Source organism: Streptomyces sp. NPDC033221 (assembly GCF_055577005.1).
On the sequence record NZ_JBVIQN010000011.1, the window covers coordinates 89,418 to 106,147 of the forward strand.

17 protein-coding genes and 1 tRNA gene are annotated in these 16,730 nt (G+C 70.4%); 8 read left to right on the forward strand and 10 right to left on the reverse strand.

Annotation, left to right across the window (positions count from 1 at the left end; genetic code table 11):
* Positions 1 to 9: 9 nt before the first annotated feature.
* Positions 10 to 426, forward strand: a complete 417-nt coding sequence (locus ACZ53K_RS16980) for a hypothetical protein (RefSeq protein WP_468836698.1) — start codon at positions 10 to 12, stop codon at positions 424 to 426.
* Between the two features lie 408 nt (positions 427 to 834).
* Here ACZ53K_RS16980 and ACZ53K_RS16985 read toward each other — a convergent pair whose 3' ends face one another.
* Complete coding sequence (locus ACZ53K_RS16985; RefSeq protein ID WP_468836700.1) at positions 835 to 2,226, reverse strand: cystathionine beta-synthase; 1,392 nt, start codon at positions 2,224 to 2,226, stop codon at positions 835 to 837.
* 279 nt (positions 2,227 to 2,505) lie between these two features.
* On the opposite strand from ACZ53K_RS16985, the gene ACZ53K_RS16990 reads away from it, so the two are divergent.
* From ACZ53K_RS16990 to ACZ53K_RS17000, 3 genes are all read left to right on the forward strand, one after another.
* The gene (locus ACZ53K_RS16990) at positions 2,506 to 3,519 is read left to right on the forward strand and encodes an SGNH/GDSL hydrolase family protein (protein ID WP_468836703.1); all 1,014 of its coding nucleotides are present in this window, start codon (positions 2,506 to 2,508) and stop codon (positions 3,517 to 3,519) included.
* Between the two features lie 255 nt (positions 3,520 to 3,774).
* On the forward strand, positions 3,775 to 4,995 hold the full coding sequence (locus ACZ53K_RS16995) for an acetyl-CoA C-acetyltransferase (RefSeq protein WP_468836705.1): 1,221 nt from the start codon (positions 3,775 to 3,777) through the stop codon (positions 4,993 to 4,995).
* Between the two features lie 377 nt (positions 4,996 to 5,372).
* Positions 5,373 to 6,305, forward strand: a complete 933-nt coding sequence (locus ACZ53K_RS17000; RefSeq protein WP_468836708.1) for a hypothetical protein — start codon at positions 5,373 to 5,375, stop codon at positions 6,303 to 6,305.
* 127 nt (positions 6,306 to 6,432) lie between these two features.
* Here the strand turns inward: ACZ53K_RS17000 and ACZ53K_RS17005 are convergent, their stop codons facing one another.
* Positions 6,433 to 6,747 carry a hypothetical protein gene (locus tag ACZ53K_RS17005; protein WP_468836711.1) on the reverse strand — a complete coding sequence of 105 codons (315 nt, stop codon included), beginning with the start codon at positions 6,745 to 6,747 and terminating at the stop codon, positions 6,433 to 6,435.
* Between the two features lie 98 nt (positions 6,748 to 6,845).
* On the opposite strand from ACZ53K_RS17005, the gene ACZ53K_RS17010 reads away from it, so the two are divergent.
* Positions 6,846 to 7,073 carry a DUF4287 domain-containing protein gene (locus tag ACZ53K_RS17010; RefSeq protein ID WP_003984087.1) on the forward strand — a complete coding sequence of 76 codons (228 nt, stop codon included), beginning with the start codon at positions 6,846 to 6,848 and terminating at the stop codon, positions 7,071 to 7,073.
* A gap of 105 nt (positions 7,074 to 7,178) precedes the next feature.
* Here ACZ53K_RS17010 and ACZ53K_RS17015 read toward each other — a convergent pair whose 3' ends face one another.
* The 7 genes from ACZ53K_RS17015 to ACZ53K_RS17045 all read right to left on the reverse strand — a co-directional run bounded on the left by ACZ53K_RS17015 (position 7,179) and on the right by ACZ53K_RS17045 (position 11,814).
* Positions 7,179 to 8,039: a Bax inhibitor-1/YccA family protein gene (locus tag ACZ53K_RS17015; RefSeq protein ID WP_468836715.1), complete on the reverse strand. Its 861-nt coding sequence runs from the start codon at positions 8,037 to 8,039 to the stop codon at positions 7,179 to 7,181.
* A gap of 256 nt (positions 8,040 to 8,295) precedes the next feature.
* Positions 8,296 to 8,694 (reverse strand): rodlin, encoded by a 399-nt coding sequence (locus ACZ53K_RS17020; RefSeq protein ID WP_468836718.1) that lies wholly within the window; start codon positions 8,692 to 8,694, stop codon positions 8,296 to 8,298.
* A gap of 389 nt (positions 8,695 to 9,083) precedes the next feature.
* Positions 9,084 to 9,485, reverse strand: coding sequence for a rodlin (locus ACZ53K_RS17025; RefSeq protein ID WP_468836720.1), 402 nt, complete (start codon positions 9,483 to 9,485; stop codon positions 9,084 to 9,086).
* 223 nt (positions 9,486 to 9,708) lie between these two features.
* Positions 9,709 to 10,017: a hypothetical protein gene (locus ACZ53K_RS17030; RefSeq protein WP_468836722.1), complete on the reverse strand. Its 309-nt coding sequence runs from the start codon at positions 10,015 to 10,017 to the stop codon at positions 9,709 to 9,711.
* Positions 10,018 to 10,253: 236 nt separating this feature from the next.
* A complete protein-coding gene (locus ACZ53K_RS17035) occupies positions 10,254 to 10,487 on the reverse strand; it encodes a chaplin (protein WP_468836724.1) in 234 nt (77 codons plus the stop codon).
* A 285-nt stretch (positions 10,488 to 10,772) separates the two neighbouring features.
* Entirely contained in the window at positions 10,773 to 11,174 is a 402-nt protein-coding gene (locus ACZ53K_RS17040) for a rodlin (RefSeq protein WP_468836726.1), read from the reverse strand.
* 349 nt (positions 11,175 to 11,523) lie between these two features.
* Positions 11,524 to 11,814 (reverse strand): hypothetical protein, encoded by a 291-nt coding sequence (locus ACZ53K_RS17045; RefSeq protein WP_468836728.1) that lies wholly within the window; start codon positions 11,812 to 11,814, stop codon positions 11,524 to 11,526.
* A 363-nt stretch (positions 11,815 to 12,177) separates the two neighbouring features.
* On the opposite strand from ACZ53K_RS17045, the gene ACZ53K_RS17050 reads away from it, so the two are divergent.
* Positions 12,178 to 12,714, forward strand: a complete 537-nt coding sequence (locus ACZ53K_RS17050; protein WP_468836730.1) for an STAS domain-containing protein — start codon at positions 12,178 to 12,180, stop codon at positions 12,712 to 12,714.
* Between the two features lie 108 nt (positions 12,715 to 12,822).
* Here ACZ53K_RS17050 and ACZ53K_RS17055 read toward each other — a convergent pair.
* Positions 12,823 to 12,904, reverse strand: a tRNA-Leu gene (locus ACZ53K_RS17055).
* A gap of 427 nt (positions 12,905 to 13,331) precedes the next feature.
* Between ACZ53K_RS17055 and ACZ53K_RS17060 the strand changes: the two genes are divergently transcribed.
* Together ACZ53K_RS17060 and ACZ53K_RS17065 are read left to right on the forward strand one after the other, a co-directional pair.
* Complete coding sequence (locus ACZ53K_RS17060) at positions 13,332 to 14,111, forward strand: ABC transporter ATP-binding protein (protein WP_468836732.1); 780 nt, start codon at positions 13,332 to 13,334, stop codon at positions 14,109 to 14,111.
* 46 nt (positions 14,112 to 14,157) lie between these two features.
* Entirely contained in the window at positions 14,158 to 16,698 is a 2,541-nt protein-coding gene (locus ACZ53K_RS17065; RefSeq protein ID WP_468836734.1) for an ABC transporter permease, read from the forward strand.
* Positions 16,699 to 16,730 lie beyond the last annotated feature (32 nt).

Sequence of the window (16,730 nt, forward strand, 5' to 3'; positions counted from 1 at the left end):
CTCAGCAGCATGGCAACCCACGACCCCGAGTTGAGGAAAGAACTCGACGCGACCCTGCAGACCCGCAAGGAGCTGGGGCCGGAGTACGAGTCCGAGCTGGTCGACGCCTTCCTGGAGAAGCTCGACACGACGGTCGACCAGCGGGTGCGCCGGCAGTTCGCCGAGCAGCAGATGCAGGTCGCGCGCGGCGCGCAGCCGCCCCGTCCGCGGTCCGGGCCCGGCAGCGGCTATGCCGAGCGCTTCGGCTTCGCCACCGTCTCCCTGGTCCTGGCGATACCGCTGTCCGCGATCGGCGCGGCCCACGCGGGCCTGATCGGCCTGCTCGTCAGCTGGGCCGGGATCGTCGGCGTGAACGCGCTGCACACCTCCGGCTTCTTCAAACTGATACCCGGGGAGCGCAAGCGGGAGACGGACGGCTGGGAGTGAGCCGGCCCGGGCGGGAGTGAGCGGGCCCGGGCGGGAGTGAGCCGGTGCGGGCACGCGCGGGGGCCGGTCGCGCGGGGACCGCCGCACCCCGGCCGGGGCCGGGGGCGGGACGACGGCGGTCCCCGCGGGGGACGCGGACCGGGTCAGGGCCGGTCATCGCGTCCGGGCGATGCGCGGAAGGTCCGGGAGCCGCTCCGGAAGTCCGTATCGCCACCGTCACCACTGTGCCGGGCCAGTGTTAAGCCCGTGCTGCAGGGACGTGACGCATACGTACACCTTGCGGCGACCGCCCGTTTCCTGACGGCCACTTGACGCCGGCTGTCCTCGGCGCAGAAGCAACCACGGAAACGGAGCCTCCCGGAAACAAACCCCCGCCTCATACGGGTACGGGTACGGGTACGGCGGCCCCTACGCCTGCTTGGCCTCGCGGGCCAGGAAGGCGAGCAGGTCCTGCCGGCTCACCACGCCCTTCGGCTTGCCTTCGACGAGCACGATCGCCGCGTCCGCCTTCTCCAGGACGGTCATCAGGTCACCGACCGGCTCGCCCGAGCCGACCTGCGGCAGCGGCGGGCACATGTGCTTCTCCAGCGGGTCGCCGAGCGACGCGCGCTGCGCGAACAGCGCGTCCAGCAGCTCCCGCTCCACGACCGAGCCGACGACCTCCGCCGCCATCACGTCGGGGTGCCCGGCGCCCGGCTTGACGATCGGCATCTGCGAGACGCCGTACTCGCGCAGGACGTCGATGGCCTCGCCGACCGTCTCCTCCGGGTGCATGTGGACCAGCGAGGGCAGGGCGCCCTCCTTGTGCCGCAGCACATCGCCGACGCGGGCCGCGGGACCCGCGTCCGCCAGGAAGCCGTAGTCCGCCATCCACTCGTCGTTGAAGATCTTGCTGAGGTAGCCGCGGCCGCTGTCCGGCAGCAGCACGACCACCACGTCGTCCGGGCCGAGCCGCTCGGCGACCTCCAGGCCCGCCACGACCGCCATGCCGCAGGAGCCGCCGACCAGCAGGCCCTCCTCCTTGGCCAGCCGCCGGGTCATCTGGAAGGCGTCCTTGTCCGAGACCGCCACGATCTCGTCCGCGACCGTACGGTCGTAGGCGCTCGGCCAGAAGTCCTCACCGACGCCCTCGATCAGGTACGGGCGGCCCGAGCCGCCGCTGTAGACCGAGCCCTCCGGGTCGGCGCCGACGACCTTGACCCGGCCCTCGCTCGCCTCCTTCAGGTACCGGCCGGTGCCGCTGATGGTGCCGCCGGTGCCCACGCCCGCGACGAAGTGAGTGATTCTTCCCTCGGTCTGTTCCCACAGCTCGGGACCGGTCGTCTCGTAGTGCGAACGCGGGTTGTTCGGGTTGCTGTACTGGTCCGGCTTCCAGGCGCCCGGCGTCTCACGGACCAGCCGGTCCGAGACGTTGTAGTACGAGTCCGGGTGCTCCGGGTCCACCGCCGTCGGGCAGACCACGACCTCGGCGCCGTACGCCCGCAGCACGTTGATCTTGTCGGTCGACACCTTGTCCGGGCAGACGAAGATGCACTTGTAGCCCTTCTGCTGGGCCACGATCGCCAGGCCCACCCCGGTGTTCCCCGAGGTCGGCTCGACGATCGTGCCACCCGGCTTCAACTCACCGGACTTCTCGGCGGCCTCGATCATCCGTACGGCGATCCGGTCCTTCACAGACCCGCCCGGGTTGAAGTACTCGACCTTCACCAGGACGGTGGCCTGGATCCCTCGGGTGACGTTCCTGAGCTTCACCAGCGGGGTGTTGCCGACGAGCTCGATCATGGATTCGTAAAACTGCACGGTGGTCTCCGCTGTCGGGGGCGCGCTGTCCTGCGCCCATCCGACCAGCCTATTGCCCGGCCCTCATGGAGTCGCCGCGCGTTGCGCGGCCCGCCCGACGGGGCACCACCTTGGTGTGGCGCTTCTCATGGCCGCCGCCACGACGTCCCGTCCGGCGCCCGCGACCCGCTTGCGCCACCGACTCCACCCACCAGCCACTCCTCCAGCCACTCCACACCACATGTCGCACCACATTTCGCACGCACTGCACGGGGAGGTGCCCGGCCTATGCCGATGACGATGTCCAGGGCGAGGGTGGCACGGCGGATCGCCGCCGCCGCCGCGGTGGGCGGCGGCGGGATCGGTCTGCTCGGCGTGGCCGGTGTCGGCCTGCTGCTGACCGAGGTCCGCCTCGCCCGCCGTACGGTCGGCGGCACCAGCGCCGTACCGCCCAGCGCGGACGGCCGCTACGGCTCCGCCTTCGCCCACCGCACCGACCGGCCACCACTGCGGCTGATCTTCCTCGGCGACTCCACCGCCGCCGGCCAGGGCGTCCACCGCCCCCGCCAGACACCGGGCGCACTGCTCGCCTCCGGCCTCGCCGCCGTCGCCGAGCTGCCGGTCGACCTGCACAACGTCGCGCTGCCCGGCGCCCAGTCCGACGACCTCGACCGGCAGGTCACCCTCGCCCTGGACGGGCCGGGGCCCGGGCCCGACGTCGCCGTCATCATGATCGGCGCCAATGACGTCACCCACCGGATGCCCCCGGCCCGCTCGGTCCGCCTGCTGTCCGACGCCGTCCGCAGGCTGCGCGAGGCCGGCTGCGCCGTGGTCGTCGGCACCTGCCCCGACCTGGGCACCATCGAACCGGTCTACCAGCCGCTGCGCTGGGTCGCCCGCCGCCTGTCCCGGCAGCTCGCCGCCGCGCAGACCATAGGGGTCGTGGCGCACGGCGGCCGTACGGTCTCCCTGGGCGACCTGCTGGGCCCCGAGTTCGAGGCCCACCCCCGCGAACTGTTCGGCCCCGACAATTACCACCCCTCCGCCGAGGGCTACGCCACCGCCGCCATGGCCGTACTGCCCACCCTCTGCGCCGCACTCGGCCTGTGGCCCGAAGAAGAGCACCCCGAGCCGTACCGCCGCGAAGGCATCCTCCCGGTCGCCGAGGCGGCCGCCCAGGCCGCCGACGAGGGCGGCACCGAGGTCACCGCCACCCGCGCCCCCTGGGCCCTCCTCAAACACCGGCGGAGGCGCCAGATCCCCACCCCGGAACCGACGGAAGCGGGGGCCCGGGCAAGCCGGTCGGGCGATTGAGTGAGGCGATACGGGCCCGTCTGGGGGCACCTCCCAGCGGTAGCCGGGAGAGCTTGAGGACGCCCGCCGCAGGCGCAACGCACCCGCGGGCGCCCACCCCCGCACCCCGCCGTCCCCCCACCCGCCCCCGCGAGGCCTAAGCAATCGCTTAGAAAAGAGTCCCGCATCACAACCCCCACTGCGTGACCTCCGCCCTACGGCCGGGTAACTTCCCCCACAGTCCTGCCCGTCCGCCCGTCACCCTCTGGAGCCGTGATGCCCGAAGCCGTGATCGTTTCCGCCGCCCGCACCCCGATCGGCCGCGCCTTCAAGGGCTCTCTGAAGGATGTGCGCCCGGACGACCTGACCGCCGGGATCATCCAGGCCGCGCTGGCCAAGGTCCCCGCGCTGGACCCGAAGGACATCGACGACCTGATGCTGGGCTGCGGCCTGCCCGGCGGTGAGCAGGGCCACAACCTGGGCCGGATCGTCGCCGTACAGATGGGCATGGACCACCTGCCCGGCTGTACGGTCACCCGCTACTGCTCGTCGTCCCTCCAGACGTCCCGGATGGCGCTGCACGCCATCAAGGCGGGCGAGGGCGACGTCTTCATCTCGGCCGGTGTCGAGACCGTCTCGCGCTCCGTGAAGGGCTCCTCGGACGGCATGCCCGAGACCCACAACCCGCTGTTCGCGGACGCGGAGGCGCGTACCGCCGCCCGCGCCGAGCAGGAGGGCGCCGACTGGCGCGACCCGCGCGAGGACGGCCTGCTGCCCGACCCGTACATCGCGATGGGGCAGACCGCCGAGAACCTGGCGCGCGCCAAGGGCGTGACCCGTCAGGACATGGACGAGTTCGGCGTACGGTCCCAGAACCTCGCCGAGCAGGCGATCAAGAACGGCTTCTGGGAGCGCGAGATCACGCCGGTGACCACCCCGGACGGCACGGTCGTCAGCAAGGACGACGGGCCGCGCGCGGGCGTCACCCTGGAGGGCGTGCAGGGCCTGAAGCCGGTCTTCCGCCCCGACGGCCTGGTGACGGCCGGCAACTGCTGCCCGCTCAACGACGGTGCCGCGGCCCTCGTGATCATGTCCGACACCAAGGCCCGCGAGCTGGGCCTGACGCCGCTCGCCCGGATCGTGTCCACCGGCGTCAGCGGACTGTCGCCGGAGATCATGGGTTACGGCCCGGTCGAGGCGTCCAAGCAGGCCCTTCGGCGTGCCGGCCTGGGCATCTCCGACATCGACCTGGTCGAGATCAACGAGGCGTTCGCCGCCCAGGTGATCCCCTCGTACCGCGACCTCGGCATCGACCTGGACCGGCTGAACGTCAACGGCGGCGCGATCGCCGTCGGCCACCCCTTCGGGATGACCGGTGCCCGCATCACCACCACCCTGATCAACTCGCTCCAGTGGCACGACAAGCAGTTCGGCCTGGAGACGATGTGCGTGGGCGGCGGCCAGGGCATGGCCATGGTCATCGAGCGCCTGAGCTGATCCCGGCAGGGCAGGGCGCCGTCCGGTGGACGGCGCCCGCCCGGCGGGTGTCGGCGCGAACCCGCGACCGTACGTGTCGGTAGCAGCCCGCACGTCCCCCAGAGGTGCCACACCCGCACCCTGCGTCCCAACTGACGTACACAGAGCGACCGTCGGTGAGCTGGGTCACCGGTTGACGAGATCGCGATCAAATCTCCCCCACGATTGTGACCAAACCCCTCGCGGGACCACGTCCCCGCAGGTCAGCGCGGCGTCACCCGAACGCACGAGGTCCAAATCCCTGTCCATTCAAGGACCTGGGGCACTGGGACCGGTCGCCGACGACCGGCAGCCTGATGTAGGAAGTCGGGGGACATTCTGCTAATGGGAGTACGTCAGTGAGCGCCATCACCCTTGCCCTGCTGCTGGCCGCGGCGGTCGCCGTGGCCCTGGGAGCGGCCGCCCTGTACACCGCCCACGCGCTGCGCCGTCAGGTCGCCGGGCTGCGCGCCGAGCTCCTCGCCGCACACGCCGAGGCCAGGGCCGAGGCGCGTACCGAGGCGCATGCGCGGTCCGCCGCCGTGAGCATCCCCGCCGCCCGCACCACCCCGGACAACGCGTACGCGCTCGCCGACATACGGGCCGCCGTCGCCGACGCACTGGCCGAGGAGCGGGAGCGCGAACTGGCCGAGGCCCGCGCCTTCTGGGCCGCCCAGGAGGCCCGGGACGCCGCCGACGCCCCGTCCCTGCTGGGCCCGCTGGACGGCGGCGCCGACCACCTCGACCCGCTCGACCGCCTCGACGACCCGTACTTCCTGCCCCGGCAGGCGGACCTGGCCGGGCTGGAGCCGCTGCTCGGCCCGGACGCGCCGCACGCCGCCGAGGGGCCGGGCGCGCTGGAGCCGGTGGAGGCGCTGGAGGCGCTGGAGAGCGAGCCGGCCGAGGAGGCCGAGTCCGCCGAGCTGGCCGCCGCGCGCCGGCGGCACCCCTCGCACCCGGACTTCACCCCGTCCCCCGCCATCGGGGACCACGAGCGCACCGTTAACCGCCTGGAGGAGCTGGCCCGCGACCGCACCCCGCTCGCGGACGTCCGCCCCGGTCCGCTCGGCACCCTGGACGTGTACGTCTTCAGCGACGGCACCACGATCTGCATGACGCCGGGCCACCGCGAGACCGCCGAGCGCGTCGCCGCGGCCCTGCGCGCGGGCAGCTCCCCCGTCCTCCTGGGCGGCTCCGGCATCTCCGGCGCCTACGCCCTGACGTTCTCCTGGGGCCCCGCCACCGCTGACAGTGTCTACATCCTCGCGGACCGCGTCATCGCGTCCCTCTGAGCGGCGCCGCGGCTCTCCGAGAGACATCGCGCCCCTCTGAGAATCATCCCGTTCCCTCCGCGAATCCGGCCGGAAGCAGCCGTTCCCCCGGGGCCTCTCCGGCCCCCCTCGGGCCCTCCCCTGGCCCTCAGCAGCGCGCCGCGGCCTCCCGTACCAGCTCCACCGCCGCGGTCAGCCCGCGCTCGTCGCCGGACGAGCGCACCGCCTCCACCAAGTCATGTCCGGCCACCGCCACTTGGTCACCGACGGCGAACATCCCGGCGTCCGGGATCTCCCGCGGATCCCGCCGCGGCTCCTCGATGCGCTGCGCCCGGGCCGCCAACTCGCGGGCCAGGGTGAGCGCTTCGGCCGCCGAACCGCGCGCCAGGGCGCTCTGCGGCAGCGCCCGCAGGCGGTCGGCGAGGCTGTCCACGGCAGTCTGCAAAGGCGTTACGTCAAGCACAGGCCGAGCTTATGCGCCACTCCCGGGTGGTTGCCAACACCCCAACGGTCAGGCACGGTGGGCTGAAGGACCAGCATCGAACGCGTCCGGAGGCGCCGATGTCTCAACTCTTCTCCGAAGAGACCCACCGGAACCTGCTCTCCCGCATCCCCCACTGCACCGGCCGTGAAGTCTCCGACTGGCTTCGCACGGTAGATGAAGGCCCCGCTCTCTTCCGCTTCGAGGAGAAGGTCAGCTGGCTCCGCGGCGAGCACAACCTCGCTTACGGGCACGCCAAGGCAATCGTCCACGAGTACGACCTCAGGCGCGCCGCGCGCAAACTGTAGCCGTGCCGCCGCACAGAACGCGGAACGCCGAAGGGCCCGTGGGAACTGCCCACGGGCCCTTCGGCATGTCACCGCGCCGGGCGTCGGCCGCCAGGGCGCCGCGGCTCAGTCCCTGAGAATCGAGATCAGCCGCAGCAGCTCCATGTAGATCCACGCCAGCGTCACGGTCAGGCCGAACGCGGCCAGCCAGGACTCCTCGCGCGGAGCGCCGTACGCGATGCCGTCCTCGACCTGCTTGAAGTCCATCGCCAGGCACAGCGCGCCGAGCACGACGCCGACGACGCCGAACAGGATGCCCAGGCCGCCGCTGCGGAAGCCGAGGCCGTCACCGCCGCCGAAGGCCATGAACAGCACGTTGACGAACGACAGCAGCACGAAACCGAGCAGCGCGATCATCAGGTAGCGCGTGAAGCGGGCGGTGACCCGCACGATGCGGGTCTTGTAGGCGACGAGCATGGCGACGAAGACCGCCATGGTGCCCATCACCGCCTGCATGGGCGCGCCGCTGAACTTCGGGATGTCGTTGATCGCGCCGCTGAGCGCGCCGAGGAACAGGCCCTCGAACGCCGCGTAGGTCAGGATCAGCGCCGGCGAGGGCTTGCGCTTGAAGGACTGGACGAAGGCCAGCACCATCGCGATCAGCCCGGCGCCGACGGCGAAGCCGAGGCTCTTGGTCAGGAAGATCCAGCCGACGGCCGCACCGGCGATCACGGTGCCGAGCGTCATGCCGGTACGCAGGACGACGTCGTCCATCGTCATGCGGCGGGTCTGCGGCGCGTACTGCGGCGCCTGGGTGCCCTGCGCGGCATCCTGGGCGTACGGGTTGCCGCCCTGGGCGTACGGGTTCGTTCCGGCGTAAGGGTTCGCTGCGGGGCCCCCGGCCTGCGGCGGCGCGTCGAAGCCCGCGTAGCCGTTGTTGTCGCGGCTGAACCCCCGTCGCGAGAAGACCGGGTTGCTACTCCTCATCTCACTCCTCCATGGCCGCCCTGCGCGGCCTTCCCACCAGGGTAATGGCTTGGCAAAAGCACGTTCTAGTTCTTGAGCAGGATCTTCACCGCAACTTCGGGTGATCAATCCCGCACCGGGACGATTACCCCGGTGGATCACGTCTGTAGGACGTACGGGAGGCCGGGAAGGTGCCCGGACGCCGTCGAGGGACCGTACGCGGGTGGCGTACGGTCCCTCAACGGGTTTCGGCGGCCGGTGACCGGCCGCCGACGGGTCACTCGTTGTTGACGCCGTTCTGGGAGAGCAGCGGCAGCTTGTCGATGAGGTGCGACAGCGCCTGGTCCTCCTGGCTCTCGGTCGAGTTCTCGACACACTGCTGGTTCTGGTCCGAGGACAGGATGTCCTGTACGCCGATGTTGACCAGGGCCACGATGTTCTGCACGTTGGTGATCGGGATACCGATGCACAGCTTGTTCAGCGAGTCGCCGACGAGGGTGGCGTCCGGGCTCATGTCCCCCTCGGTGCCGCCGTTGCCGAACGCCTGGGCCGAGTGGTTGCCGTTAGCCGTACCCGTACTGCGGTCGTCCCCCACCGCCATGGCCTGCGGAGCCGCGGCCGCGGAGATACCGACCAGAGACGCGGCAACCGCCACGCTCGCCATCATCTTGTTCATCTCGAAACCCCTTCAGGAAATGAACTCCCATGACGAAGGGAGCCCTGTAAGAAACAACCCGGCAGGGCCGGGAAAGTTGCGCATCATCACCCGAACAGATCGACATTCCAGTTCCCCGCCCCACCGTCCCACTCTTCCGTGTGGGCTTTCGGCAGCACGTTCCGGGGATGATTCTCCCGGCCCGCCGAACAGCGAAAGGGCAAAACTGCCCGCATGATCGCCCCCCTCGTGGCCGCGATGCACGAGAAAGAGGAAATCGCCGACGCGGTGTGCCGCGGCGACGATGCCGACCGGTACCGATGGATTCACCGGTACCGGAGGGAAAGGGCCCGCCCTGCCGGCCGGCGGCATTGCGGGCCCTGGTCCCGGTCACGCAGCGACGATGCCTGTCACTCGTTGTTGGTGCCGTTGAGGGAGAGGACCGGCAGCTTGTCGATGAGGTGCGACAGCGGCCCGTCGCCCTGGACCTGGGACGAGTTCTCGACACACTGCTGCGTCTGGTCCGAGGACAGGATGTCCTGCACGCCGACGTTGACCAGGCCGACGATGTTCTGCACGTCCGAGACCGGCAGCGCGATGCAGGGCTTGTTGAAGGAGCCCTGGATGAGCGCGAACTGCGGGCTCATGTCCCCCATCGTGGAGAAGTTGCCGTACGTCTGGGCCGCGCCGTTGCCGTTGACCGTGGTGACTTTCCGGCCGTCTCCGACGGCTGCCGCCTGCGGGGCGACGGCGGCCGCGATTCCCACAAAGGAAGCAGCCGTGGCCGCTGTCGCCAGCGCCTTCTTGATCATTTTTGATCCTCCGCGTTTCGGGATGCCCTTTACCCGGGGCAGACTGAACAACTCGGTGTGACGAGCTTGGTTTTGCTCCATCACTCAAATGATTTCGGGTACAACTGAGCGGGAGACTGCGCTGCCGGCGGCCGCACCGGCCGTCCGCTCCCGCCCCGACACCCCGGTAAACCGGCCGCTTCCCGGCCGCCGCCGTGAATGCGGCGAACCGCGTGGCCCGGCTTTACGCGCCGGACGGCTTGGCCACTTCGACACCCCGCAGCGCCGGCGTCTTCTGGGTGACATCCCCGACGGTGTTCAGCAGCTTCTTGGTCGCTTGGGAATTCTGCAGACCGGAAGTGGTGCCCTCGACGGTCTTGACCACCGGATCCAGCTGCCGGCCGTCCAATTGCTTGTTGGTCAGGGCGTCCGCAAGGCCACCGTTCAGGCTGAAACTCGGCACCTTCCCCGGGGAGACTGCGAAAGCGGGAGACGCCGCAGCCAGGGCCATGACGGAACCGGCCAGAATCCCGGCGGTCTTTGCGTACTTCACTTTCAGCTGTCCTTTCCTGAGCGGTGCTGCCCACGGCCTCGGCGGCACACGCCGCGTGCGCATTCCCGGCACTGTCCGGTTCACCGCTGTCCAGTGATTGAAGTTTCCGGCCGGGAGCGGAAGCTCCGACGGATTTCCGCGGTTCCCGGCTCTCGGACGGCGAGCGGCCCCGGCACGCATGGCTGGCGCGCCGGGGCCCTTCGCTCCATCCGCTGCTACCCGTCCGACGCGGTACGTCAGTCGTTGAGGCAGGTGTTGCCGAACGCCGGGTTCAGCAGACCGATGATGTCGATCGAGTTCCCGCAGACGTTCACCGGGATGTGGATCGGAATCTGGAGGACGTTGCCGGAGAGAACGCCGGGGGAGTTCTGCGCGGCGCCCGAGGTGCCCGCGTCGGCGAACGCCGGGGTGGCGGCCCCGACCGCCATGAGCGTTCCAGCAGCGACTGCGGCAACCTTCGCGTACTTCACTTTCAGCCCTTTCCGCAGCGGAGTCTGAAACGGTCACGTCCTTCGTGCCGCACGGGCGCCCTCTAGATCGCCCGTAACACCGCTACCAATATTCGTAACGATTCGTCCGCGCCGACGAAACTCCTGCGAAGTCGATTTTCACGAGGAATCGCCCAGATGGTTCAGCGCGGGCAGGATAGAAGAGTGGGGAAATGCGGGGACTGCGCGCGCTTTTCGTTAAGCGCAAAGGCCCGAGTCGTTCAGGAGGAGAGAACCGACGCCCCGGGCCTTTTACGGCAGTCCGGTTCAGCTGTTGTTGACGCCGTTCTCGGACAGCAGCGGCAGCTTGTCGATGATGTGCGACAGCGGCTGGTCACCCTGGACCTCGGTCGAGTTCTCGACACACTGCTGGTTCTGGTCCGAGGACAGGATGTCCTGTACGCCGATGTTGACCAGGGCCACGATGTTCTGCACGTTCGTGATCGGAATGCCGATGCAGGGCTTGTTGAGCGTGCCTTCGATCAGGCTCAGCTGCGGGGCCATGTCGCCCTCGGTGCTGGAGTTGCCGAACGCCTGCCCCGCACCGTTGCCGTTGGCTGTCGACGTGCCGCGACCGTCACCGACCGCCATGGCCTGCGGAGCCGCCATGGCCGACACGCCGACGATGGACGCAGCTACGGCCGTCGTGGCCAGGAACTTCTTGATCACGATTCACCCTTCTCGAAGCGGAGTGCCCGTTTCCGGAGCGTCCTGGACAACTCGTGGCCGCCAGTTCAGTTTCGCCGGTTCACCCGAATGCCACGAAACCGTAGACACATATCACCGCAACGCCGGGTCGCCGGCCGTGCGCACACAAGCGGAACTCGCGGGACGCTCTGCCGTCCGGCGCGAATCGCGAAAATGAGCGAAACCGCTTCCGGCTCCGCTCCCCGTGCCTTTCCCCGGGCAGGCTGACATAATCCCGCCGCACAGAGAAAGGCCCCGCGATGCGCGGGGCCTTTCCTGTGGTCTCAGCGGGTCGGCGGCCCGGGAAGCCGCCCGTCCCGCGGAAGCCGGCTCACTGCTCGACGTTGCCGATCGCCAGGCCGACCTTGGTGACGTTCTTCTTGTACTTGAACTTGTACGTGTCGTTGTCGTTGTACGTGTACGCCTTGTTGTCGTTGTACTCGTTGTGCTCCTTGTGCACCCGGTCACAGTGGAACTTGCCGTACTTGGCGCCGCAGTTGTTGCCGGCGCTCAGGCGCGGCGCGTCGTCCCAGGACGCGGCGGAGGCCATGCCCGAGAGCGGGACGATGGCAAGGGCGGCGATGGCGAACGAGCCCGCGGTACGACCGATGAACTTGCGCATGCTTTCTCTCCTCGTGCGCAGAAATGTGACACGGGATGTCTACCGCGCCCGTGATCGGTCGAACACGTGGTGCCATGTGATATATCTGTTCGGGTCCGAAGTGCGACCATTTGCAGCACCAGCGTTTCCCCCGTGGAAATGCTTGCGCTATCCACGGCCTCACGCATGCGCACGGTGCGCCGAATGCGGCGCTGACCTGCGGCGGGGCACGGCACCCCGCCCGGCGCCGGCACCGCGCGGCGGGAGACGCCCCGCGCCGGTGCGAGCGGGCGCCCGGGAAGGACGCGCCGCCCGGCACACTGGACGGGAGCGGGGAGGCACCCCGGGGGTCCGGCCGAGTCCGGGCGCACACGTGGAGGAGCGATGTCCCAAGGCAGGCGGCACCTGACGATCACCACGGTCGTCGACGCCGAGGAGTGCGCGGTGCTCCGGGTGGCCGGGGAACTGGACGTGCACGCGGAGCGGCAGTTCCTGGACGAGTCCGGGGCCGTGATCGCGGCGGGGCACCGGTTTCTGGTGCTGGACCTGACCGCGCTGCGGTTCTGCGACTCCCGCGGCCTGAACTGCCTGCTGGCCCTGGAGTGGCTGTGCCGGCGGATGAACGGGCGGCTGCTGCTCGCCTCCCTGGGCGTACGCGTCCTGCACGTCCTCCTGGTCACCCGGGCCGTGGACGCGCTGGCCTGCTTCCCCACGGTCAGTCACGCGCTGGCCGCGGTTCCCGAGGAGTTCCGTCCCGCCTGGCCGCCCGGCGGTAGGGTGTCCGCCGACGGCAACGGCAGTGCCGGCCATGACGGTGCTGACAGCAGCGCCGGACGTGACGGCAGTGACGGTGACGGCGTCAAGACCCGTGACGTGGACGCGTACCGGTCCTACGATCGGGAGCGGCCACAGCTGCCATGACGGGAAGCCGGGGCCGGTCCGCTCCGTGAGCGTCCGAGCGGGCCCCAGGGGCGCCGCGAGCCCCCGCGCGCCGGGCCGTCCGGACGCCGGACCGGCGTTCAAGTGCTGTGCCCGGAGCCGGACTTGAACCGGCACGGCCCGAAGGCCAGCGAGGTTTAAGCTCGCCGTGTCTGCATTCCACCATCCGGGCCTGGGATCCCCCATGCCACCTCAAAGGGGGCAGCACGAGCCTAGCCCGCAGTACCGTCTGAACAGGGGTCCGTCTTCCCGAGGTTGTCTTATTTTATTGGCAACTGAGGGGTCATCAGCGGCTGGTACGGGCCGTCGGCACATGCCTGCGGCCCACCCCTGCCGCTCCGGCGCCTGCCGCACACCGTGTCCGGATTGACGGAAACTCGATGCCGTGCGTGCGCCCCCGCGAGCGCCCTTCCGCCCCCCTGCCGCCTCAGGGTCTCCGTCATACCCAGGGATGACCGGCCGGACCGGCGCTACGCCGCAGGGCTCCCCCAGGACCGCCTCAAGGGCTGACGTTGCCGTACCGGCGCCTCCCCCACGATGGAAAGGGCCGCCTTTACCCGGCCCTGACGGTACCGACGTTCGACAGGAGTCCTTTTCCCGTGACCACCACCCACACCGGCGTTCCCACCGCCACCCGCGCCACGGTGGCCGCACGCGCCACGGATCTCACCAAGGTCTACGGACAGGGCGAGACCCAGGTGGTCGCCCTGGACGCCGTGTCCGTGGAGTTCCGGCAGGCCGAGTTCACCGCGATCATGGGCCCCTCCGGCTCCGGCAAGTCCACGCTCATGCACTGCATGGCCGGCCTGGACGCCATATCCCGCGGCTCGGCCCTGATCGGCGACACCGAGCTGAACGGCCTGAAGGACAAGCATCTGACCCGGCTGCGCCGCGACAAGATCGGCTTCATCTTCCAGGCATTCAACCTGCTCCCCACGCTCACCGCGCTGGAGAACATCACGCTGCCCATGGACATCGCGGGCCGCAAGCCCGACCGGCAGTGGCTCGACCGCGTCGTGGAGACCGTCGGCCTCTCGGGGCGGCTCAAGCACCGGCCCGCGCAGCTCTCCGGCGGCCAGCAGCAGCGCGTCGCCGTGGCCCGCGCCCTGGCCTCCCGGCCGGAGATCATCTTCGCCGACGAGCCCACCGGAAACCTCGACTCCCGCTCCGGCGCCGAGGTCCTGGGCTTCCTGCGCAACTCCGTACGGGAACTGGGCCAGACCGTGGTGATGGTGACCCACGACCCGGTGGCGGCGGCCTACGCGGACCGGGTGATCTTCCTCGCCGACGGCCGGATCGTCGACGACATGGCCGACCCGACCGCCGACCGGGTGCTGGAGCGGATGAAGGGCTTCGACGCCCGGGGCCGGGTCAGCTGACCGGCACCAGCAGCCCCCGCACCGTCCCACTCCCCCAGGACCGATAATGTTCCGTACCGCCTTGCGCAACGTGCTCGCGCACAAGGCCCGGCTGCTGATGACCGTCCTCGCCGTCATGCTCGGCGTGGCCTTCGTCTCCGGCACCCTGGTCTTCACCTCCACCCTCTCCGACGCCACGCAGAAGAGCTCGCAGAAGGGCTTCGACGGCGTCGACGTGGCCGTCCAGCCGCACCGCTCGGATGCCGCCGACGCCAGGCCCGGCAAGGCCCCCGGGCTGAGCCAGGCGCTCCTCGACAAGGCCGGCAAGGTCCCCGGCGCGGCCGGCGCCACCGGCACCGTCGGGGGCTTCACCGCCATCGCCGACAAGAGCGGCAAGCTCGCCGGCAACGGCACCAGCTCCGAGGGCCGCAACTACTACCCCGGCCCGGACGGCAAGGACGACCGCTTCCCGATGACGTCCGGGGCCGCGCCCAGGGGGCCGGACCAGGTCGCCCTGGACTCCGGGACCGCCGGCAAGACCGGCTACAAGGTCGGCGACACCGTACGGCTGTCCGTGGACGGACCGGTCCGCGAGGCGAAGGTCTCCGGCATCTTCACCACCGACGACGGCGCGGTCTCCACCGGCGGCAGCCTCGCGCTGTTCGACACCGCGACGGCGCAGAAGCTGTTCGCCGCGCCCGGCGAGTTCAGCGAGATCAACGTCAAGGCCAAGCCCGGTACGTCCCAGGACGCGCTGAAGTCGGCGGTCGACAAGGTGCTGCCGGACACCGCCGAGGCCGTCACCGGCAAGAAGCTCGCCGACGACCAGGCCAAGATGATCGCCGAGAGCATGGACAGCATGAAGACCGCCCTGCTGGGCTTCGCGGGCATCGCGCTCTTCGTCGGCATCTTCATCATCGCCAACACCTTCACCATGCTGGTCGCCCAGCGCACCAAGGAACTGGCCCTGATGCGGGCGGTCGGCGCGAGCCGCCGCCAGGTCACCCGCTCGGTGCTCATCGAGGCGTTCGTGGTCGGCGCGGTCGCCGCCGTCACCGGCCTGCTGGCCGGTATCGGCATCGGCGCCGGGCTGCGCGCGCTCACCGGCGCCCTCGGCACCATCCCGGACGGCCCGCTGGTCGTCGCCCCCTCGACCGTCATCACCTCGCTGCTGGTCGGCACCGTGGTCACGGTGCTCGCCGCCTGGCTGCCGGGCCGCCGCGCCGCGAAGATCCCGCCGGTCGCCGCGATGAACAGCGTGCACGCGGCGGCGACCACCCGGTCCCTGGTCGTACGCAACGCCATCGGCGCGGTGTTCGCCGCTGCGGGCATCGCCTGTGTGCTGGGCGCCATCGCCATCGGCTCCGACGGCAAGCCGCTGCTGGGCCTGGGCGCCGGGCTGCTGCTGATCGGCGTCTTCGTGCTGACCCCGCTGCTGTCGCGCCCGATGGTCGCGGCCGCCGCGCCCGTCCTGCGTGCCTTCGGCATATCGGGCAAGCTGGCCCGGCAGAACGCGGTGCGCAACCCGCGCCGTACGGCCGCCACGGCCTCCGCCCTGATGATCGGGCTCGCCCTGGTCACCGGCCTGACCGTGATCGCGGGCAGTGTCCAGAAGGCCGTCGACAAGATGGCGGTCGACGCCATGAAGGCGGACTACGTCGTCAGCATGGCCAACCACGGCGCGCTCTCCCCGGACGTGGCGAAGACGCTGGCCGCCGACCCGAAGGTCACCGCCTCCAGCCCGCAGCGCAACGCCCCTGTCCGCATCGACGGCGAGCGGGAGTCCCTGACCGGGGTGGACGGCAAGGCGATCGGCGAGCTGGCGGACCCGGAGTTCGCCGCGGGCTCCTTCGACGGGCTCGGCACGCCGAAGGCGAACCGGGCGGTCGTCGACAGCGAGACCGCCAAGCAGCACGGCTGGCAGGTCGGCTCGTCCTTCGAGACGACCTTCGAGGACGGCAAGAAGGGCCGGCTCACCGTCTCCGGTGTCTTCGAGGGCAGCGACATGCTGCAGGGCATCGTGCTCGACACCTCCGTGCTGGCTTCGCACCAGAAGGACCCCACCGACACGCGGGTGATGGTCAAGACGAAGGGTGGCGCGTCCGAGGCCGCCAAGGAGTCCCTGGTCGAGACGCTCGGCAAGAACCCGGCGATCACCGTCCAGGACAAGGACGACGTGTCCGAGGCCATCGCGAGGGGGATCACCCTGCTGCTGAACATGCTCTACGGGCTGCTCGCCATGGCCGTGGTCGTCGCGGTGCTCGGCGTCGTCAACACCCTGGCGATGTCGGTGTTCGAGCGGTCGCAGGAGATCGGCATGCTGCGGGCGATCGGCCTGGACCGGGTCGGCATCAAGCGGATGGTGCGGCTGGAGTCGCTGGTCATCGCGCTGTTCGGCGGGGTCCTCGGCATCGGCCTGGGCGTCTTCTTCGGCTGGGCGGCCGGTGAGCTGCTCGGCGCCTCGCTGCCCACGTACGAGCTGGTGCTGCCGTGGGGCCGGATGGGCCTCTTCCTGGCGCTCGCCGCGGTGGTCGGGATGCTGGCCGCGCTGTGGCCGGCCCGCCGGGCCGCGAAGCTGAACATGCTGGCGGCGATCAAGGCCGAGTAGCGGACGCCGTCACGACGAGGCCCCGGTGCCCG